Annotated in this window: 18 protein-coding genes and 2 tRNA genes; 11 read left to right on the forward strand and 9 right to left on the reverse strand. The window is 45.9% G+C overall.

Translation table 11 applies throughout. From position 1 onward, the window contains the following. Positions 1-41: 41 nt before the first annotated feature. From TTER_RS07550 to TTER_RS07565, 4 genes are all read left to right on the forward strand, one after another. Positions 42-1,289, forward strand: a complete 1,248-nt coding sequence (locus tag TTER_RS07550) for an adenosylhomocysteinase (RefSeq protein WP_012875425.1) — start codon at positions 42-44, stop codon at positions 1,287-1,289. Then, entirely contained in the window at positions 1,289-2,542 is a 1,254-nt protein-coding gene (locus tag TTER_RS07555; RefSeq protein WP_012875426.1) for an adenosylhomocysteinase, read from the forward strand. Before TTER_RS07550 ends, TTER_RS07555 begins: the two co-directional genes overlap by 1 nt. Before the next feature lie 5 nt (positions 2,543-2,547). Continuing rightward, the gene (locus tag TTER_RS07560; RefSeq protein ID WP_012875427.1) at positions 2,548-3,855 is read left to right on the forward strand and encodes an amidohydrolase family protein; all 1,308 of its coding nucleotides are present in this window, start codon (positions 2,548-2,550) and stop codon (positions 3,853-3,855) included. 126 nt (positions 3,856-3,981) lie between these two features. Further along, entirely contained in the window at positions 3,982-5,976 is a 1,995-nt protein-coding gene (locus tag TTER_RS07565) for a DUF505 domain-containing protein (protein WP_012875428.1), read from the forward strand. A gap of 74 nt (positions 5,977-6,050) precedes the next feature. Here TTER_RS07565 and TTER_RS07570 read toward each other — a convergent pair whose 3' ends face one another. The 3 genes from TTER_RS07570 to TTER_RS07580 all read right to left on the reverse strand — a co-directional run bounded on the left by TTER_RS07570 (position 6,051) and on the right by TTER_RS07580 (position 7,817). Further along, positions 6,051-6,344: a GYD domain-containing protein gene (locus tag TTER_RS07570; RefSeq protein WP_012875429.1), complete on the reverse strand. Its 294-nt coding sequence runs from the start codon at positions 6,342-6,344 to the stop codon at positions 6,051-6,053. A gap of 483 nt (positions 6,345-6,827) precedes the next feature. Then, positions 6,828-6,903: transfer RNA gene (locus TTER_RS07575), tRNA-Arg, on the reverse strand. A gap of 41 nt (positions 6,904-6,944) precedes the next feature. Then, positions 6,945-7,817, reverse strand: coding sequence for a histidinol-phosphatase (locus TTER_RS07580; protein WP_148211919.1), 873 nt, complete (start codon positions 7,815-7,817; stop codon positions 6,945-6,947). A 23-nt stretch (positions 7,818-7,840) separates the two neighbouring features. Between TTER_RS07580 and TTER_RS07585 the strand changes: the two genes are divergently transcribed. From TTER_RS07585 to TTER_RS07595, 3 genes are read left to right on the forward strand one after another with little or no spacing between them, the layout of a single operon-like run. Beyond that, complete coding sequence (locus tag TTER_RS07585; RefSeq protein ID WP_012875431.1) at positions 7,841-9,196, forward strand: cytochrome c biogenesis ResB family protein; 1,356 nt, start codon at positions 7,841-7,843, stop codon at positions 9,194-9,196. Then, positions 9,172-10,038 carry a cytochrome c biogenesis protein CcsA gene (ccsA, locus tag TTER_RS16380; RefSeq protein WP_012875432.1) on the forward strand — a complete coding sequence of 289 codons (867 nt, stop codon included), beginning with the start codon at positions 9,172-9,174 and terminating at the stop codon, positions 10,036-10,038. Before TTER_RS07585 ends, ccsA begins: the two co-directional genes overlap by 25 nt. Beyond that, positions 10,022-10,603 carry a TlpA family protein disulfide reductase gene (locus TTER_RS07595; protein ID WP_012875433.1) on the forward strand — a complete coding sequence of 194 codons (582 nt, stop codon included), beginning with the start codon at positions 10,022-10,024 and terminating at the stop codon, positions 10,601-10,603. Before ccsA ends, TTER_RS07595 begins: the two co-directional genes overlap by 17 nt. Positions 10,604-10,723: 120 nt before the next feature. On the opposite strand, the gene TTER_RS07600 is transcribed toward TTER_RS07595, so the two are convergent. Genes TTER_RS07600 through TTER_RS14760 form a run of 3 tightly spaced genes read right to left on the reverse strand, consistent with a single transcriptional unit; the run spans position 10,724 to position 13,579 of the window. Next, positions 10,724-11,425 carry a response regulator transcription factor gene (locus TTER_RS07600; RefSeq protein ID WP_012875434.1) on the reverse strand — a complete coding sequence of 234 codons (702 nt, stop codon included), beginning with the start codon at positions 11,423-11,425 and terminating at the stop codon, positions 10,724-10,726. Beyond that, complete coding sequence (locus tag TTER_RS07605) at positions 11,422-11,838, reverse strand: response regulator transcription factor (protein ID WP_012875435.1); 417 nt, start codon at positions 11,836-11,838, stop codon at positions 11,422-11,424. Before TTER_RS07605 ends, TTER_RS07600 begins: the two co-directional genes overlap by 4 nt. 1 nt (position 11,839) lies before the next feature. Next, a complete protein-coding gene (locus TTER_RS14760) occupies positions 11,840-13,579 on the reverse strand; it encodes a GAF domain-containing sensor histidine kinase (RefSeq protein WP_012875436.1) in 1,740 nt (579 codons plus the stop codon). Positions 13,580-13,824: 245 nt separating this feature from the next. Between TTER_RS14760 and gcvT the strand changes: the two genes are divergently transcribed. After that, complete coding sequence (gene gcvT / locus TTER_RS07615; protein WP_012875437.1) at positions 13,825-14,940, forward strand: glycine cleavage system aminomethyltransferase GcvT; 1,116 nt, start codon at positions 13,825-13,827, stop codon at positions 14,938-14,940. Continuing rightward, positions 14,937-15,317: a glycine cleavage system protein GcvH gene (gene gcvH, locus TTER_RS07620; protein ID WP_012875438.1), complete on the forward strand. Its 381-nt coding sequence runs from the start codon at positions 14,937-14,939 to the stop codon at positions 15,315-15,317. The genes gcvT and gcvH overlap by 4 nt, the downstream gene beginning before the upstream one ends. A 135-nt stretch (positions 15,318-15,452) precedes the next feature. Here gcvH and TTER_RS07625 read toward each other — a convergent pair. Both TTER_RS07625 and TTER_RS07630 read right to left on the reverse strand, forming a co-directional pair. After that, positions 15,453-15,526, reverse strand: a tRNA-Gln gene (locus TTER_RS07625). 32 nt (positions 15,527-15,558) lie between these two features. After that, positions 15,559-15,768, reverse strand: a complete 210-nt coding sequence (locus TTER_RS07630) for a hypothetical protein (protein ID WP_012875439.1) — start codon at positions 15,766-15,768, stop codon at positions 15,559-15,561. A gap of 492 nt (positions 15,769-16,260) precedes the next feature. On the opposite strand from TTER_RS07630, the gene TTER_RS15610 reads away from it, so the two are divergent. Both TTER_RS15610 and TTER_RS14765 read left to right on the forward strand, forming a co-directional pair. Then, on the forward strand, positions 16,261-16,443 hold the full coding sequence (locus TTER_RS15610) for a hypothetical protein (protein ID WP_012875440.1): 183 nt from the start codon (positions 16,261-16,263) through the stop codon (positions 16,441-16,443). Between the two features lie 39 nt (positions 16,444-16,482). After that, a complete protein-coding gene (locus TTER_RS14765) occupies positions 16,483-18,255 on the forward strand; it encodes a sensor histidine kinase (RefSeq protein ID WP_012875441.1) in 1,773 nt (590 codons plus the stop codon). A gap of 90 nt (positions 18,256-18,345) precedes the next feature. Here TTER_RS14765 and TTER_RS07640 read toward each other — a convergent pair whose 3' ends face one another. Further along, entirely contained in the window at positions 18,346-21,576 is a 3,231-nt protein-coding gene (locus TTER_RS07640; protein ID WP_012875442.1) for an alpha-mannosidase, read from the reverse strand. Positions 21,577-21,586 lie beyond the last annotated feature (10 nt).

Below are 21,586 nucleotides of genomic sequence, written 5' to 3' on the forward strand. Positions count from 1 at the left end.
AGTCCATAGCGGCAATCAAAACAATAATACTGGAGGCAAGCATGAGTATCTCTCCGGATGCCAACTTGATAAAAGAAGGCGAACGCAAAATTGAATGGGTAGCCCAACATTCTCCTGTGCTTAACCGCCTGAGGGATACAATTCTGAACGATGGGACTTTCCAGGGCAAACGCCTGGCATTGTGCGTACATCTGGAGGCCAAGACCGCTTATTTAGCGACTATACTAGCCGACTGTGGTGCACAAGTAGTCGTTACCGGATCTAACCCTCACTCAACAAAAGATGATGTATGCGCAGCTCTGGCAAGTCGGGGCATTACGGTCTATGCCAAGCAGGATTGCCCTCGAGAGGTATGGGAGGAACACCTGCTAAATACTATCGACACTGAACCTGAGATCATAATAGACGATGGAGCAGAACTCGTAAGCAGGCTCATTACGCACAGACCTCACTTAGCAAGTAAAGTCATAGGATCTTCTGAACAGACAACTACGGGAGTAATCAAACTGAGGGCTATGGAAAAAGATGGAGTACTCCCATGGCCAGCAATTGCAGCCAATGATGCTATGTGTAAGCATATGTTCGATAACCGGTACGGCACTGGACAGTCAGCCATAGGAGCGGTTCTGAGCTCAACTAATCTACTCATGGCAGGTAGAAAAGTAGTGATCATAGGATATGGGTGGTGTGGGAGAGGGCTCGCACGCTATGCAGATGGCATGGGAGCAAGGGTCATTGTCGTGGAAGTAGATCCAGTAAAAGCTCTTGAAGCTATAGCTGATGGCTTCCGAGTAATGAACATGCAGGAAGCAGCTCGCGAAGGCGAGTTCTTTATAACAGCTACAGGCAACATCGATGCCATACGCAAGGAGCACTTTGAAGTCATGCAAGATGGTGCTCTAATTGCCAACGCCGGACACTATGAGCATGAGATAAATCTTCAAGATCTAAGCAGCATAAGTGTGAGCGTCCAAGAAGCCAGGCCTTACATCAAGGAGTACAGGTTGCAAGATGGGCGTAGAATACACGTAATAGCTGATGGCGAGCTTGTGAATCTAGCTGCAGGCGATGGGCACCCAGTAGAGATCATAGACTTGACATTTGCAGTACAGGCACTATCCGCCCATTACGTAGCCAAGCATAGAGATGAGTTACAACCAGGAGTATATAACCTACCAGAGGAGATCGACAAGAACATAGCCAAAACCAAACTAGAGACCCTTGGTATAAAGCTCGAGGGACTGACTCAGAAACAGCAGCAATATCTCAATTCCTGGAGGACATCATAATGATATCCAATGAATCCATAATCAAAGACCCATCTCTAGCGCCTAGTGGTGAAAGAAAAATTCAGTGGGTTGATCAGCACTCCCCTGTATTGAATGCCCTGCGCGAGAAATACCTGAACAAGGAGTCCATAGGCGGGCTTAAGATAGGAATCATAGTACCTCTAGAAGCTAAAACCGGTTTTCTAGCAACAGTGCTGGCAGATGCCGGAGCTGAGGTAGTGGTTACAGGTACAGGGCCAGCCTATGTTCAGGATGATGTAGCAGCTGCTCTAGTCGCTAGAGGTTTGAGGGTTTACGCGATATCAGGGGTATCAGATGATGAGTTTAGAAAATACCTAGAGAAAGTGCTGGAATTTCAGCCAGATGTCCTCATAGATGACAGAGCAGAATTCGTTCGCATGTTGCATACAGACTACCAACATCTATTATCAAAAGTCAGAGGCGCATCCGAACAAACCACATCAGGTGTAACAAGGCTCCTGGCTATGCAGGAGCAAGGGGTGCTGAGATTGCCGGTAATAGCCGCCAATAACGCTATGTGCAAACACTTTTTTGATAACAGATACGGTACTGGTCAGTCCGTATGGACGGCGATAATGTCAGCCACCAACCTATTCATAGCGGGGAGAGAAGTAGTAGTCATAGGATACGGCTGGTGTGGTAAAGGGCTTGCACGCAGGGCTAAAGGCCTAGGCGCGAGAGTAACTGTCGTAGAGGTGGATCCGGTGAAGGGTCTAGAAGCCTGGGCAGATGGATTTGAGGTACACCCCTTGGAGAAGTGCGCTTCTTATGGAGATATATTTGTTACATCCACGGGTTCCCCGCATGCGATAGACACCCAGCATATCGAACAGATGAAAGATGGTGCCATTTTGGCCAATGCAGGGGGCCTGGATGACGAAATTAACGTGAAAGGACTGGAAGCCATCGCTAAAGAAAAGAGAGAAGCGCGTAGATACATTACTGAGTATGTACTTCCGGATGGTAGACGCATACATCTACTTGCTGAGGGTTTCCTGGTAAATCTAGTCGCTGGAGACGGACACCCAGTCGAGATAATTGACATGACATTTGCAGTACAGGCACTAGGAATGAGGCACGTTGCTCTGCACTACGATCAACTGGGGCCTGGAGTTCACGATTTCCCTAAGGAATTGGACGAAGAAATAGCAAGGCTAAAACTTAAGTCTCTTGGCATGGGAGTGGGATCTCTTACCAAGGAGCAGATCAACTACCTTCATAGCTGGAGATAACCGTCATGAAAACGTTGCTTTCTGGAGCAGTGGTAGTTACCTGCAACGAGTCGCATAATGTCTTGAGGCCAGGAGATGTCCTTATTGAAGACGACAGAATCGCGTTTGTAGGACCCAAATACGAGGGCGATTATGATCAGAAGGTACACCTAGGAGGGTACCTTCTCATGCCTGGACTCATAAACGCTCATACGCACTCTTCCATGACGCTCTTTAGGTCCAAGGCCGATGATGTCGACTTAAGAACTTTCCTTCAGGAAAGGGTTTGGCCATTAGAGGCCAAGCTTACAGACGAAGATGCGTACGTAGGTTCTCTACTCTCAGCCATCGAGATGCTCAAGTCAGGAGTTACCTGTTACGTAGATATGTACTTCTTTGAAGAAGGTTTAGTGCGTGCAGCACTAGATACAGGTATCAGAGCAGTTATAACTCCTGGAATAATCGAAGTCCCAGGATTAGTGAAAGCTTTGGGACATTGGGATCAGCGAACTAACACAGTAATAGACTTCTGCAGGCGTTGGGAGAACTACACAGGCAGGATCCACACAGGATTAGGTCCACACGCTCCATATACTTTGCCATTCGAAGCCCTCAAGGAGATAAGCAGCGAAGCTAAGCGCAATGATCTGCCAGTTCATATACACCTAGTAGAAACCAAGGAAGAACGGGACAACTTCAACTCCAAAGGTTTAGGATCTACTGTCGGTGCTCTTGAAGAAGCTGGGTTCTTTGAGGCCAAGGTAATATCAGCACATAGCGTATGGATAGAAGAGGGAGATGAGCATATATATACACGTCACCACGCCGGCGTGGCTCATTGTCCAATCAGTAACGCCAAGTTGGGAGTAGGGGTAGCACCCATAAACAGAATGCTTTCGGCCGGAGTCAATGTAGGTTTGGGGACGGATAGTGCAGCATCTAACAACAACCTGAACCTCTGGGAAGAGCTAAAGTTTGCACCTCTGATTGCCAAGGCTGTATCTCAGAACCCACTTGTAATATCAGCTGAACAAGCCCTATGGATGGCAACTAGGTTAGGAGCAATGGCTATCCATAGGAGTGATATCGGAGTTATAGCTAACGGCATGAAAGCAGACGTTATCGCATTAGATATAGACAGGCCAGAATTTCTACCAGCCACCACAGCCTCCGACTACGTACATCACTTGGTGTATTCCGCTAACAAGGACATGGTTAAGCATGTGTGGGTTAATGGCAGCAAAGTAGTAGAGAATGGTCAGTTACTTATGCTTGATGAAGCCGAAACTATAAAGAAAGCAGGTGTAGTTGCAGCCAGGCTGCTGGAGGGTTAATAGCCTTTGGCTGTGATTCCTCTATGCCTTTGCATAGAACTTGCTGTAATCAAGGTGGCTATTATCCCCCATTCGCCAGAGGTCGCTCTTCCCACATCTACACGACAATGCAAGGAGGTGTAGGCAATGGTAATTCTTAAGCGGCACGCCCTCTTGCTGGAGCAAATATTGACCGATATGTCTAATGGTAAGTCATTCACAGAGGTCCCTGAAGGGGAGGAGATGGTCAAAGAGCTAGAGGCTATGGGGCTTATCAGATATGAGACTCCTATAAGAATCACCCTTACCTATGCAGGCAGCGAGCTGGCAAATACTCTACACGACCTCTATCAAGGAAAAGACCAAAAGGCCGATGACGAGCAAGCAAACATAACCATCCTAGAAAAGGGAAGACTAGCCCCTCCTCAAGAATGGACCGAGGATTGGAGATTTTTAGGTAGCGAGATCATAGCGATGTTGGATGCTGCTCACAAAGCTGGCAGGGTAGGGCCAGTTGCACAAGAGGCACTTATGGAGAGGGGCTTAGCTCAGAGAGTGAGGAACGATGAGACGAAGAAAGAATATATAGCTCTTTCGAATGCAGGTAAAAAAATCCTGAACCTGTATAGGGAAATAACACCTCGCATCGAAGTAGATGACAAACTTGCGGGCTTCGTAAGAGATGTGCCCCTAGGGCCGGCGCATTCAAGCCTGCTGCCCACTGGAAGCCACGAAGAGCACCTATTAGAAGCAATGAGGCTGATAGCCTATTCTGTTCCAAACTCAGATGTTTATGCATTTACTGCTCTAGGCCAAGCTATCAAAATGGCCCTCCAAGATGGAGGATTTGCCGAAGGTACTGTTATTAGCGAGGACATATTTATAGCTTTGGCCGAGCATGTAGATGGCGAGGGCACACCTGCAGGGCTTTCTCTACTTCAAACCCTCAATTACGTAGGTAACAATGGCGAATTGCTACTTTCCGGAGAATGGCTGCTCGAGGCCTACCGTCTGTGGAAAGATGGTCCTCGTGAGGACGTGTGGAGTTTCGCGCTTGAGGCCGAAGAAGTAGAGATAATGGAAGCTATAGATCATGTATGGGAGAAAACCAAATCCAACCCTGAGGACGTACCCACATTCGATAGGATTCGGCGCGAGATGATAGACCGTAAGATCAGGCAGTACAAGGATCTCCTAGAGCGGTATGGGCGCAAGCTTGAGGAGATGCCTGAAAAATACCAGCTCATAGCTCGCAGATTTCAGGAGGCTAAGGACCTGGCAGCTTGGTATGACGACAACTTCGATCTACGACAGGGTCTGTATGCGCTGGAAGCTTTTAGCCTCATCCGCGAGGAAGAGCATGACAACAAAGCAGTATATAGCTTGACTGATTGGGGTAGGAGAGTACTACAGGAGCAAACACAGAATCAGAGAGATATTAGTTCGGTAGCAGTTAAGGCTATAACTATGACACGCAAAACCTTCTCTTCACCCAATGTGGAATGGTGGCAAGAAGCTAAGGAATCAGGACTTATCGGTACTAGTGAGCCTTCTGATTCTGGCTGGTTCTACGCAAAGCTTGCAGAACAACCCATACGCATGCCTTATCTCTCAGAGTATGAGATGGAGGTATTCCAGACTATTCCCCCAAAGGGCATGACGATAGATGAGCTATACTCCGAGCTCACCCACCTACCTAAAGAGCGAATTCGGTGGGCATTGGAGAAATTAGAGGCCAGACATCTTATTGACATCCTACCGGACGGTAACATCGTAGAAACCCTAGCCGGTGAACACATGGATGTGGCATTATCCGGTAGACCACAGGGGCTGGGAGAACCAGTTAATCCGACCATAATAAGAGTATTACAAGCCCTATATCATGTCGGTACCTTATATGTGAAAGAGAAAAAGGTAAGGATGCTTCCGAGAAACTTAGATCATGCAATAAAGGCTAGTGGTCTAGCGCGCAAATCATTTGAAGATGCTCTCGAATTGGCCCGAGCTGCTGGATTCGTGGGACAAAACAGTATAAATGAATCTGGGCTTATGCTGCTTGAGGCTGTCGACATGATGAACCCATCAACAGAGCTTGCGGGCTTTACAGAGATAAGCAGTATTCCATCAGAAGTAGTAGCCTGATACAGGAAATTTATGCCTAGTGGGGACAACTTAAAGATATGTCCCCACTAGGCATTCGGTAGTAAACGCTAGCTTTAGGAAGGTAATGAGGCGACTATCCGCCTGAAATCATCCTCAGTAAAAGCCTTGAGGGTTTCACTAACAGTGGTGCCAGTTTTTGCCTGCGAAAGCGCAAACTTCATAAATGTATCGTCATCCGGAGCCTCAAGTACAACCACAGCATCATATCTTCCAAGGGTCATGTACCACTGCCTCCACTGCAAGCCCATCTGTTCTGCAGCTTGCTTTGCCGCATCGAGGCCGCTTACATCACCGATATTTTTCCTACCCTCTTCCGTAAACCTTAAGAGCACTACATACGTAGCCATCTCTAATCCTCCTTGGGCTTCTGCTCCCGCGCCCCTTGCCGACAGAAAGTGATTTTAATAGCAGCTAACATAATGTCAAGTAAAAAGCCAAACAGCGTTATCAGTTCGTATATCCCCAATCCGTTACGGCTTCATAAGTGGGTAATTCTAGATCCCTTAGAACATAGACAAGGTATGTCCGTAAACAACGTTATTAGAATTGCAAGGGAATCTGCTGAAGATAATTTGTTGGTAAGATCTTTCCAGCTATTAATGATTCACGAGTGCCTTTAAGGCTTATTGTAGTCGTGCAACAAACCTAAGCGAGAATAGGGCCACATATGCGAGATAGGAACTCCTCTATCAAAACTGATGTAAGTCTCATTAGGGGAATTATCGTTCTTGCTAACAGGAGGTTCTATATAACTGTTCCAGACTCGCCCTTTCAGGTACGGACTTGATAGACACACAGGTGGAAATCCTACCGCAGATAGGCAAGATACTTGGCGCCCGATAGAGGATTCGAACCCCTAACCCCCTGGTCCGAAGCCAGGTGCTCTATCCGTTGAGCTAATCGGGCTCATCCATATTTTAGCATGAGGTATGAGTCCATACCAAGGTTTACTCAACTTGTCCCATCGAAAACTTTCGTCGTTGGCTGAAGCCAACTAAGCGAATAGCTCCATAAGCCTGAGCCTCATGTAGGGCATCCTCTAGCCTATAACCAACCTCGGAAGGCTGATGAGAATCGGATCCTAGCACAAAATCTACTTCTCTAGATACTAACTCCCTAAGTAGGTCCCCCGAAGGGTACAGCTTCCCAACAGGCTTTCTATAACCAGCTGTATTGAGTTCAACAGCCAAACCTGATTCAGCTATTACGTCAGCAACATGCTTATAGAGCTCTATAGGGCTCTCTAGTGGTTCATGTCCCCACTTCTTTATCACGTCTATATGCCCTATTATGTCAAATAGTCGCGACCTAGCAGCACTAGCTATAATCTCAAAATACTTCTCATAAAGCTCCAGTAGATCCCATTCTTCGTATCTATGAGCATATTCGGGATTATCAAAGCCCCAATCATCTATAAAATGCACAGAGCCATAAACGTAATCCCACGGATACTGCTCAAGTAATCTCTCTAGCTTTTCCTCCGATCCAGGGATATAATCGGCCTCTATTCCCAGCCTGATAGTTATCTCAGGATATACAGACTTGAGCGACAGGACTGTATCAACATAGGATTCAAGCTTATCTTCCGACATAGCAATAGTAGGATCACGCTTATCCACTGGAAGCCAGTACATTGGGATGTGATCAGATATACCTATCTCTGTGAGGCCGAGTCTTATAGCCGCAACTACGTACTCTTCAGCAGTGCCGGTGGCGTGTCCACAGAGATAAGTATGGTTATGGTAGTCAAACAAAGTCTTGGACATGTCGTATGATAACGTGAAACTTAGCAACCGAGCAAGGAGTATTATAATTACCAAAAGACTCACTTGGACTTGTAATTATGTCCTCTAAGGTCAGACAAGATAAGGCTTATGTCAACAACCTGAGGGCTCTACTCTCTATAAGATTAGTAATCCTAGAAATCTCAATACTAATCTTGGTACTGGTGGCTGCAACGCTTATACCACAAGTGCCGTTACAAACACGAGGAGATCCTGTAAAAGCCTTAGAATGGCTAGAAAATAGAACTGACCTGCAGGCTAGCATAACCGCGTTCCTATCTTCTCTATCGATATTCACTGTATCTAGCTCCTGGTGGTTCATAATACTTTGGCTATCTATAGCTTTATCAGTTTTTGCCTACTTGATTACACGATTCCCATCCAACGTAATATCCTCCCCAAGGAGAAGATACATACATCAAACATATGACTTTGGTTCAACTGAACCTTTATTCGTAGCTTCCAGAATCAGGGCGTATCTGAGTTCATTGGGCTTCAGCATTACCCTACAAGTATCGGACAACAGCCTGGCTATATATGCAACTAAGCATTGGAAAAACACCTGGCTTCTTTGGATTGCCCACCTAGGCTTTATATTACTTTTATTAGGAGTGATACTAAACTCTATATACGGATGGCAGATAACAGATATACCAGTACCCAATAGGGAAAGGTTAGATATACCTAGGACGGATCTAAGCGTAGTAAGTAACGGACTAAGTACTTCGTGGGATCCTCTAATCTCATCCCCTATAGACTACATCGCGAGGATAGACCTCTACGAAGGAGATAAGAAGGTAGTTAGCAACTATCCCCTTAGAGTTAATAACCCCGTAGCCTACGAAGGCATCAGTCTGCATCTGAGATCCTTTGGGCAAGCAGCGATAATGAGAGTCTATGATACAAGTGGGAGATTAGTGTTCGACGGTGGCATTCCCCTAACATCAAAAGATGACATCGGGAGAAGCTATGGGGTAGTACAAGTTGAAAATTATGACCTCAAAGTCAGCGTACCACCGGAGAATACTTATGATCCAGATATCCCAGCCGGTACCGTCAAAGTAGATCTGTATAAATCTGGCACTAGCCATATGGGAACAAAAATAGTATCGCGGACAGCCCCTCAAACCATAGACAGGCTGAGGGTTATGCTCTTAAGGGAAGATAGATACGTCGGCTTATCATTCAGCTATCAACCATTCTCACCAGCGGTGTGGTTAGGCGGGGGACTTTTACTAGTCGGCTCTGCCGGTATGTTCATCAGGAGAAAAGGCAAGTTAGTATTTGACTTGTATGCCAATAACGACAACTGCTTCTGTGATCTTAAGGCAGACTGTATGCCGCTTATAGACTTCTCACGGGCTCTAAAGTCCTTAGGTGGTAAACAGCTATGTACTGGTTGGGACAACAATTAGTGTATGCTGTTTACGCAGCAACAATCTTGAACCTGTTCGCCGTCTTCGCTGCCATCTCCGACGTGCTGTTAACAAACTATAGGTACAGTACTCTTAGTATTAGTTATGTTGACAGACGTCATTCAATATCTTATAAGTTATTCTCTCTATTCACACTTTCATCAATCCTATTATTGGCTTTATGTTTCGCATTGAGATCCCTGATTACAGGTAAACCTGCCTTTACTAACCAGTATGAGTTCTCTGTATCTCTAGCTTTTTGCTTGTTGTTAGTCAACTTATTCCTGTATCTAAAAGTGTACCCCAAGTTACTTAACGCCTCGCTATCGGTACTGAGCCTGATTGTCCTCGTGTATTCAAGTTTCTTAAACAGCTTGCCTACTCCAGCTCCTCCAGCATTGCAAAATAACACTATGCTCCTTCTACATGTGACATCTGCTCTAGTGGCCTATAGTACACTATTGTGCTCAGCATTGAGCACGCTACTGAAGTATCTCTGTAAATTCCTGTGGAGAGACCAGTATTCGTTACTAATAGACAGAACAGAATCTATCTCCTATAACACTGCAGGCATAGCGTTCCTAGCATTAGGGGCAACACTGCTTTTCGGCTCGATATGGGCATCCGTTGCCTGGGGTTACTATTGGAACTGGGATCCTAAAGAAACCTCTACACTTGCAACCTGGCTATCCATAGGGGCATACCTGCATACTAGGAGGGATCAGGGTAAACTAAAGAGTAGAGGAGACCTGTTTATCCTAGTTAGTTTATTGCTGGCGGGGTTGACGTTTACTGGGAATTATTTTTTTGAGAGTCTGCATAGCTATGGCGGTTTACAATAGCGAGGAAGAAATCAGAAACAGCAAGAAGTCCAACCAAAGACTACTAGTTGGGCTCATCATATTAGCTTCGATATTAGCTGCTCTGCTAGCATGGATGTTTCTCAGCAGCTCAAGAAACAGTGTAAGTTTACCCTCTAGACCTATAAAAGTAGGTGACCAAGTACCTAACTGGACGATTACTATGATGGATGGGAAGCACATAGACATGAGAGATCTAAGGGGATCGCCCGTGTGGTTGAACTTCTGGGCATCCTGGTGTGGGCCATGTAGAGCGGAGATGCCTGACATGGCAATTGTGGGGAAGAAGTTTGAATCCAAAGGCGGGAAGCTGATAGCTATCAACGTAGGCGAATCAGAAGGTACTATCAGGTCTTACTTAGAAACAACAGGTTTGCAAGGACTGCCTGTAGCTATGGATTCGGATGGCAAGATAGCGAATGCACTTGGAATCTATACCTTACCTGTGCACGTGTTTATAACACCCGACGGGAAAGTAGTAGACGTACATATGGGATCGCTTGATGCCAAGGCAATGGAGGAGGAACTAAGTAAAATCCAGAGATAAATCTTTTGGTCTAGATTATTAGACGTTGAGGATTGCTTCACCTTCACAGATAAATGCTTTGTGAGCAATCCTCAACGTATTCATATTTACTTCTAATAACAGAAAATATCCTCCGGGTAGCTATTGTGAGCAGGCATCCACAAACCTATAGCCAACTCCTTGCTCGGTAACTATAAACTTGGGGCCATTAGGACCTGGGTCAAGCTTTCTTCTCAATCTACCTATGTAGACTCTAAGGTACTCGTTTTCTTCGGTATACTCAGGTCCCCAAACTCTGTTTAGGAGCATTTGATGAGTCATTACTTTGCCAGCATTCTGAACAAGTTGCTCTAGTATAGAGTACTCAGTGGGCGTGAGCTTGACCTCCTCATCATTGAGAGTGACTTGCCGTCTAGAGAAGTTAATAGTCAAAGGCCCACATCTGAAGACCGACTGTACCTGCTGTGAAGGCCTTTCTTCAGCCCTTCTAAGTTGAGTCTTTACCCTAGCGAACAACTCCTCCTGATGGAATGGCTTGCGCACGTAATCATCAGCTCCTGAGTTTAGGGCCTCCACAACGTACTCAACGTCATCGTAAGCGCTAATAACTATGATCGGTACCTTGGACCATTCCCTTAGGCGCTTACATACTTCCAGGCCGTTCATCACAGGCATCTTTAGATCTAGTAACAGCAGATCAGGATCGTGCTGCTCTACGAGACTAATAGCTTCCTCACCATTCATACCTGGATATACGTTATAACCCTTGGCTTTCAATTGCTGAGAGATATACTTTAGGATACTTTTTTCATCATCTACTACTACTATTGTTTCCTTCTTCATGATGACCTCCTGCTCGGCTTCTCCTGTTTATTCCTACCTGCCTGATTATGGCTGGACAGTGCCGTTGAAACGCACTGCAGAAGCTCCTTTATGTAGAAAGGCTTTACTAAGTAGTCTCTAGCGCCAAGGGAGCGAGCTCTCTTCTCGTCTTCTTCACGTGCTGCAGCGGTAACAACTATTACTGGCACACGATCGAGTATGCCTTGATTTCCTAATTCCCTCAGAACCTCCCAGCCAGATATTACTGGCAACATAAGATCTAACAGTATGAGATCGTATTTACCCTCTCTAGCCCGAGTAAGGCCAGTTTCACCATCCGTGGCAATCTCTATATCGAAGCCTCGAAGAGTTAGGTTCTGGCTTATAAGCTTGAGTATGCTAGGTTCATCTTCAACCACAAGTATCCTAGCCATGTCAACTCCCAGTAACTGGAAGGGTGAAGTAGAATATGGAGCCCTTGCCAGGGCTACTCTCCACCCATATACGTCCACCATGCGCCTCTACTATATTCCTGCAGATAGCAAGTCCCAAACCTGTACCCTTTTGAGGTCTGAATGATGCCCCTTCTATCTGGAAGAATCGCTCGAATATCTTGTCGTGATATTCGGGAGGTATACCCTCTCCCTCGTCTAGAACACCCACCCTTATACCATTCTCATATCTCTCAGCTCCCACGACGATGTTACTGCCGGGAGGAGAAAACTTCCTAGCGTTCTCGACCAAATTGCGCAGGACTTGCCCTATCCTCTCGGCATCGCACTTGATAAGCGGAAGCGTATCCGAGACCTGCACTACAAGATTACGACCTTCAGCTATCATTTGGAGGTCAGGTGCTAGTTCATCAAGCACATCGTTCATATCCTGCCATTCCATCTGCATCCTGAGCGCACCTGACTCGAGTCTGGATAAATCCAGAAGGTCTGTAACTAATCTTCTTAACCTCTCAGCATTTTGTTCTATCTCATTGATCCAGTCTTGCTGCATCTCCTTAGGTATCTCAACCTCATCTGCGCATTTCAAAGAAGATGCGAAGCCTTGAATAGCAGCTATGGGAGTTCTTAATTCATGACTTACAGTTCCGAGGAGTTGGGATCTAAGCTTATCAGCCTCTTTTGCAGCCTCAATAGTCTTCGCCTCTTCAAATAAGAATGCCGTATGGATGCTGACTGCTGCTTGAACAGCCAATGTAGAGGCAAATCGCAGTTCATGCTGTGAGACCCTATGAGGTTCTTCTCTCCCTAACACAAAAACTCCCACTCTCTTTGCACCGGGAGCAAACATCGGCATTATAACTGCCGATCTAATGATGCCATTGTTCAGTACAGAATTTTGGAAACGCTTGTCTGATAATAAATCCTGAGTGTTTCTTGGAGAGTTAGTGTAGATTACCGTATACAGGATATCTGAAGGTGCTACCCAGGGGGTTTCATGCTTTACATCGCTATCGAGATCGCTACAAGAAAGGGAGTAACAATCAGTAAAACGGTCATCCTTTTCTTCGTAAAGATATACTGCAGCCCAACAGCAATTGGTAGCACTTAAGGCTCCGCTAAGTATATTCCCTATGACGGTAGGTATATCTCCTGTATGTATAGGCGCAGCTGCCGCCCTATGTAGAGCTCCGAGCTCATCTCTCCGCCGTGCTTTATCCTGACGAGTATCGTCAGAGTAGTAGACGTACGCCATAACCAAATACAAGGCCCATAGAAGTCCAATCTGAGCCAACCAATGGAAGGGCCCATTGAGACCATGGAAGAGGACAGCCGAAGAATAGAGAGCAGTAGTCACCAGGCAGTAGGCAGCACCAGCATCTGCACCATATCTCAGAACAGCAATAGAGAGAGGTATGCCATAAAGCAGAAATAGAGGACTATTCTGGCCGCCTGTGAAGTAGACAAGCAGGGTAATCAGTAATAAATCCAGAAAAGCATAAGTCCTGTACGTGAATATGCTTCTAAATCTTCTATGAAGGTCCAGGAAGCTGTTGGCAACAGCATAGACTGCTGCTATCCCGATAATTAGCCATACCATAGGGCTGCCAACCCTAATCATACCCACCAACAACGCCATACCAGTAACTAAAACTATTGCCAAACGAAGCCATGCGAAGTCTGAGTCAGCTATAGCAAGGTGACGTTGTTCTCTTACTGCCATTCCCCTCTCCGTTCCCGTGGCCGTATGCTTGTGCCAGCTAAGCATCCTGGCAGTCCCTTACAGACAAATACTCTATCACATACTGAGGATTTGGTCAGCCCATTTTGCCTGTGAACCTTGTTTATACCTAGAAAGGGTTTAGGGGCAATACTATCACGTTATGTGTAAAAATTTTCTTATAAGTTGACTTTCTATGTTCGTGATTCTAGAATACGCCGCGGTTTGACTAATAGGAGGCTTCTAGGTTGAGTAAAAACACCAGGCAAACACCTCTATACCATGAGCATCTCAAGCTGGGCGCGAAGATGACCGACTTCGCTGGATGGGAAATGCCATTACAGTATGAAGGAGTAATAACTGAGCACCAAGCAGTAAGAACAAATGCAGGGATTTTTGACCTAAGCCACATGGGTGAGTTCGAGATAACAGGGGAAAATGCTGTACATTTCTTGAATTATTGCCTAACCAATAACGCTGCCAAGCTAAAGATTGGACAAGCTCAGTACACACTTATTCCTTACACTGACGGCTCAGTAGCAGATGATGCCATACTATATAGGCTGGACGAAGACAAATACTTATTGGTTGTCAATGCTGCCAATACACAGAAGGATTTAGAGTGGTTATCTCATCAAAAGCTGGGCTTCGAGAAGGTGAACCTCGAAGATATATCGGATAGGACCGCTCTTATAGCGATACAGGGGCCTAAATCCGAGGGGATTCTACAAAAATTGACGTCAGTCGATCTTCGAAATCTGAAGTACTACCACATCACCAAGGGAGAAGTAACAGGCATCGATGCACTTATAGCCCGCACAGGATATACAGGCGAAGATGGATTCGAGATCTTCCTGCCTTGGGATAAAGCTACAGTTGTATGGAGATCCCTGCTTGATGCAGGGAAAGACTCAGGATTAAAACCTGCAGGATTGGGCTCGAGAGATACATTACGCATCGAGGCTGGTATGCCGCTCTACGGACATGAATTAAGCGAACAGGTCAATCCGTATGAGGCAGGTCTCGACTGGGCAGTGAAACTGGACAAAGGAGACTTTGTAGGCAGAGAAGCGCTTGAGAGAGAGAAACAGCTGGGTCCAGCTAGGAAGTTGGTAGGATTTACTCTACTTGAAATGGGAGTACCTAGAGCAGAACAGCCTATACAAAAACAGGGTAGACAGATAGGTTTTGTCACAAGTGGTACATTTTCGCCCACTCTCAAGAAACCGATAGGTATGGGGTATGTACCAAGCCTATTTGCAAGAACAGGTACTCTAATCGACATAGTAATTAGGAACAAGCCAGTAAAAGCTGAGATAGTACAACTACCGTTCTACAGTAGAAAAAGAGGAGGGGAAAGTTGATTCCGGAAGATCTGAAGTATACTAGAGAACACGAATGGCTTAGAATGGAAGATGATTTGGCTGTGGTGGGGATAACAGACTATGCCCAAAGGGAGTTAGGAGATGTTGTCTTTGTTGACCTCCCAGCAGTGGGTAGCACTGTTCAACAAGGGGAAATTTTTGGGAGCATAGACTCTGTGAAGACAGCAAGCGACCTATATAGTCCTATATCGGGAGAGGTCGTGGAAATTAACTCCGCTCTAGCTGATGATCCCGCTCTGGTAAACACTGATCCCTATGGCAAAGGATGGATGATCAAAGTAAGACCCAGGGATGAGAGTGAGTTGGACAATCTTCTAACCCCACAAGAATACAGAGAGTACGTACGGGAAGAATAAGCCCCGAAGTCATAAAAGACCACAAATAGGACTAATACGCATACTCGATATTGCTTTGGCACCCAATAGTTCCCAATAAGCTGGGAAAAGAAGGTTCATAAAATAAGGGCTGAGGAGGCACTATACCTCAGCCCTTGGCTCGGGGGCAGGGACTCGAACCCCGACTCACAGATCCAAAGTCTGTTGTCCTACCATTAGACGACCCCCGAACGGCCCAGATCATATTATACGAAATTAACCCCTATTTGATCGAGCCACTTGCCACTAACATCTCGGGAAGAGACATCTTGTGCATCTTCGAGAAAACCTTCATCTTATGCAGATGCCATATAACTGAATCGTACCTTCTAGCTTGAGCTGCTTTGTGTAGCTGCCACCAATCGTTACTGAGTTGCTCTAAGGCTGCTACCCTTTCAAACCTAGTTCTACTCTTAATTATTTTGATTGCCATAGCCTTCATCCTCCGTAGCTAGTAAATCATGTCAGATACTTTGGTACGTCTTCTCTTACGTTGCTGAGATATAGCTTTACGCCTGCACTCATCCGAGCAGTACTTGCTCTTTCCGTATGCTTGATAAGGTGTACCGCATATCTCACACGCCTTCTGACCAGGTGCTAAGGTAATCTTGGGCTTCTTGGCTGGCTTCTTCCCAAATATGCAGGTCTCTGCCCAACACTCTGAACAAGGAAAGGATCTATATCGCCTGTTCTCATCCAGGCATGGGTACTTTCCCACCTTGATTCACACTCCTTCCAGAATTAAGCTCACCAGGTGTTAGGAGTATAGAAATGAACGAATTAAAGTGGCGGTAACAAATCGCAATCATTTGTAAAAGACTTGTAAACTTGCAGGAACAAGAATTGCTATCTACAGGTACTAGTACTTCAGTAAAATATGTTTTATACTCTTTCTAAGGGCGATTAGGTACAAGGTGGGCAAAAAATGAAGATAAGCACGCGCATAAGAAAAGTATTAGTAGTTCTGGCTTTAATAGCGGCCCTAGCGGCAGCCACAGGTTGGGAATGGGGGACTTACCGTCAAGGTAGCTCTGGATGGGAATGGGGCAAAGTTAATACCCATAACCATTCGGCAGCCGTCGTTATTAAGCACAACCAAGGCGCCTAGCAGGGCTAGAATTACTGGTTCACCCTTGGAAATATACGTATGAAAGACAGCTCTAGAGCTGTAAGGATATATGTATTTATTCTTGCAGCTTTAGTATGCTGTCTTTTTTTAATCTCCCTTACACATACAAATAGTATTAGCTATGAGAGATTTATACTAATACTAACCTTTATAGTCTTCATGATAGCTGCCTGCCTCTTCCCCCTCGAGTTCGCGGCTGGCACGAGAGCTACCCTTGATACCAGTGTCATCTTCGCCTCCGCTCTTATGTTTCAACCTTATGTAGCGATGATAATAGCAGGTGCTGGCTCTGTTATAGCTCAACTCATGACTAGGCGCCCCTTCATCCAGACCATCTTTAATGCATCGCAAAGAATGTTACAAGCTGGCTGCGGAGCTCTATTGCTGATGGTTCTAGGATGGGACTATCTAAGGCCAGATCTGGGGACTTTATACTCTTGGACACCTTTAGTACTGGCAGCAATAGCTATCTTCCTAATCAACACTCTAGCGGTATCAATGGTAGTTGCTCTCCAAACAGGCAAGAGCTTAGTCAGGATTTGGACTGAACGAGCCAGATTTGGAATCTTAGAATATATATCTCAGCTGGCAATAGGAGCACTGATAGTAGTAGTTGCTTACTCCAACAAGTGGGCATTGCCTCTGCTGTTGCTGCCCGCTATCGCTGTCTATCGTGCTCTCGCCCACCACGTAGAAGCAAGACAGATAACACAACGAGCGCTGGATCAGCAACGAACCATGACCGACGTCATGGTTACAAGCTTGGCAGAGGGCATATGTGCACTGGATAAAGAAGGATACATCACCTTTATGAATCCAGCAGCTTGCCAGATGCTCAGGTGTACCCTCGATAAAGTTCGCAACAAGAGCTTTGTAGAACTTGTATCAGTCGAAGGGCATGACAATTCTCTCCTGGTAAATGTCCCATTAGAGGGGAAGATCTATCGTAACGATGATTGTACCTTCCGTACTCTAGACGGTGGAACTATACAGGTTGCCTGCACATCCTCTCCCATCACGCTAGATGGTCGAATAATAGGAGTCATAGTAGCTTTTAGGGATATGACAGAGTTCCGTAGGCTAGAGCAGGCTAGAGAAGAATACTTATCCCTGATATCTCATGACCTTAGGACCCCACTGTCCGTGGTTATAGGTCACTCACAAATACTCAAGACCTTACTCAGGGAAAAGGGACTTGAAAGAGAAGAGCGTAATGTAGATGCCATTATAGGTGGGGGAAGACAACTTACCCGCATGGTAGAGAATCTACTAGATAGAGCAAGTCTGGAGGCAGGCGCTGTCAAGCTGAAGCTTCAAAGAGTGGACTTAGAAAGCTGGCTTCCAGATGCGATAGAAAGGGTAACTGTGCCTGCAAACCGCTCCCGCGTACACCTGGTAATAGAGCGTGGATGTACGTTAGACGTAGATGTAGATCGAATCGAGAGAGTACTGGGCAATCTTGTGACAAACGCCCTGAAATATTCTGCACCTGAGACAGATGTAATAGTCAGAGCAAAAGTATCATCTAATAATCTAATAATATCTGTGAAGGACCAAGGGCCAGGTATCAAACCAGAAGATGTGCCCAAACTCTTTCAGAAATACTACAGAACAAACAGGGGAAGGAATGAAGGCTTAGGTCTCGGATTGTACATCAGCAGGTTGATAGTAGAAGCACATGGTGGCCATATATGGGTAGAAAGCGAACCCTCTAAGGGCAGTACTTTTAGCTTCTCTTTACCCATCCACAATCTAGACAGAGAGACAATCCAAGCAGACAATAACAAGTAGCTGCTTACTTCGCGCTTATGCTTCGCCAAATAAAACAGAACAAGAGCTACCCCAAGAATGGTAGCATTCTTGGGGTAGCTATATATCGAGCTAGAACTCCAGCCTAAGAGATATAACCTCGAAGGGCCTGACACTCAGGACTATCTTCCCATCCTCAAGCTTGGGTTGAGCAGATTCTGTATCTGGCTCTTCCAGAAGGTTGACCCTTTGAACCGAGATTGGTGACAATCCGCAACTTAGTATTGCAGTTCCCCTTGCACCTCTATGTTCATACAACCGGACTATTAAACCACTTCCGTCTTCTGATACCTTTACAGCACCAACTGCTAGAGGCAAACCCTCACTAGTTATTAGTGAGAAACGACTAGTGTTGGACCCCTGCCCAGACGTGGTAACAGATACCAATGGACTGTTAAGCCAAAAGGCCTCTTCAACCACGTTAGCCTCTGTCCAATCCCCAATATGTGGGTAGAGGCTGTAGATAAATTTATGCTCACCCTCGTCAGCAATTACATCCGGGTATACAGCACTCTTCAGAAGCGTCACAGAAACTTCACTATCCAAAACACCGTAGCCATACTTAGCGTTGTTGAGTATGGCAACTCCATAATCAGTCTCAGATAGATCCACAAAACGATGAGCTACAACCTCGAACTTCGCTGCATCCCAAGAAGTATTTCTGTGTGTGGGACGCTGATGCACACCATACATAGTCTCATAGGTTGCAGTTCTTGTATGCACCATTAGTGGGAAATGAGCCTTAAGAATGACATTACGTTCGTGCCAGTCGATGTGAGTCTCTATATCCAGCCTGCGGGAGGATGAGAGCAATCTATAAATTTGAGTTACCTTAGAGCTTCGCCAGCTTCTATCCACTTTTACTGCTACCCTCAGTGGGCCTGCCTCTAATACTTCTATACTATCGACTTGATCTATGGGTGCACCCTCTGCAGTGTAGTTAGCTTCAAGCTCCCAGGCGTCCCACATACGAGGCTTGTCAACATATGCCCAAATTTGGTTACCCTTGCCTTGTAGAACCTCTCTGTCTACTTCTTTATCGTAAACTCTGGATAAAGTACCATCAGCGTCTATCTCTACGAATAAATATTCGTTCTCAATAGTTATTTTCTCACCAGCCTGTTTTACGGATACTTGATCCTCCACCTCTAGTTCGCCAGATAGCTCGCTGGACGTTTGGAACACCTGCCATCCACATGCAGGGATTCTACTCTTCAGTGCATGTATTAGGACACCTTCATCTACCTGCTGATATGGTAGAGTATTGCCATTCTGATCAACCAGAGTAGCTCCAGATGGTAAGTCTCTTACTATCAGCGTCAGAGGTCTTTCCTTGAGAGAGGCATTAGCTATGAGAACGCTATGTGCTTCGTTACCCTTAGAGTCTACATTAGCAATAAAAGCCAGGGCCTCATCCCTTATCGCTTCAGCAGTGGATATTACATTCTCCAACATTCTGTGTGAGTCTTGATAGACCTCATGAATGCTAGATCCTGGCAGTATGTCGTGAAACTGACAGAGCAATAAGTCCTTCCAAGCAGCATCAAACTGTTCCTTCGGATAAGTGTATCCGTAACGGCTAGCGATGGCAGCAAACATCTCGGCTTCGAGAAGTCTATGTTCAGAGGCTCTGTTCAGTTCTTTCTGCTTAGCCTGAGACGTATACACTCCTCTATGGAATTCCAGGTAGAGCTCACCAGACCACTTTGGAAGAGCATCTGGCAATGATGCAAAGTAATCCTCCACGTGCGCCATCCTCAACCTTGGCATAGCCGGGAAATCTTTGAGACGCTGGTAGTTATCGAGCATGCGCGCCGAAGGTCCTCCACCACCGTCTCCCCAACCAAATGCCAGCAACGTCTCAGGATGTAAAGTCTTGGCTTTGTAATTGCGCCAAGTGCCAAGTATATCTAGAGGTGCTATATGTCCGTTATAGCCTTGTCCTGGATTGTAAAATATATGAGCCTTTACCTTCGAACCATCGATCCCCTCCCACCAGAACAGGTGATAGGGGAATTGATTAGTATCATTCCATGTAAGCTTGATAGTAAAGAAGTTCTTGATTCCAGCACCACGTAGTAGCTGTGGTATCCCCCCTGAGAACCCAAATACGTCTGGAAGCCAAGCTACTTCGTTCCTTACTCCAAACTTCTCCTGGAAGTAGCGTTGACCATAAAACAGCTGCCGGACGAAGGATTCACCACCAGTAATTTGGCAATCGGACTCACACCATGAGCCGCCAACTGGCTCCCATCTCCCTTCCTTGACGAGCTTCTGAATCTCCCCAAATAGCTCAGGGTCCTCGTGTTCCATCCACTCATAAGCCTGAGCAGATGATTGGTTAAAAGTGAAATCTTCGTATGTCTTCATCAGGTTGACTACAGACCACCAGGTACGCCTAACCTTTCTATGAGTCTCTGCCAAAGGCCACAACCATGCCAAGTCAATATGCGCATGTCCAGTGAGGGCAATAGCACCATGCGGTGGAAATTTTTCTTTTATCTCTTCTAAGCGAGACCTAAGCGTCTTCCGAGCTTCATTGATAGCTTCAACAGCCTCTGAAGGTAGAGGTGGTGCGGGCTTATCAGACCAAGGGAAGTTCCATATAACTCTATCGAAGGGATTTATATCTATAGCCTCTCGTAGATAGGTAAGAGGCACCATAGTAACACCATTGCCTATGGGATTCTCGTAACCCTCTTGCAAACGCCTCACAGTAACCTCGGTGTTAGAGGGCCAGGCACGCGAGATAATAGCTAATGCCTCCTCAGCGGCACCTATTAAGTAGGGAACTACCTCATGATTTCCAAGCTGCTGCGAAGCCTCAAGAATCATCGTGAGGTCTCTATCCAGGTCAATTACTTCTTGCTGAGGAACTATCAGCTGTGCCCACTCAATCCTAGGTTCCCTAACATGCTGGCCGAACATGCCCTTGGGAACAACCTCAGCATTTATATTTATAGACTCGCCCCCTTCGGCTACATCTGCTATCTTGTAGGTCCTATGGAAGGGATCCAGTCCACCCTTTACCCCATTGGAAAGGCTTACGAATCCTTCCCCTCCAAGCCAGAGTTCTAGGTTCACCGCCTTGCCTTTCCATTCAGCAGGGACTACTGCAGTAGCTTTCATCCTTACCGGAGTCTCAACTACAGGCCAAAAATCCCCCAATTTCAGACTGTATTCCTGCTTGCTCGATATAAATGTCCAATCTCTTACTGGACACTCCATAGCATGACGCCATAATCGTATTTCTTCCAGCCTCCGAGCTATGCGAGCAAGCTGTGTCTCATAAGGGCTATCCATTCAAATCCTC

This window comes from Thermobaculum terrenum ATCC BAA-798 (genome assembly GCF_000025005.1).
Taxonomy (GTDB): Bacteria; Chloroflexota; Chloroflexia; order Thermobaculales; family Thermobaculaceae; genus Thermobaculum; species Thermobaculum terrenum.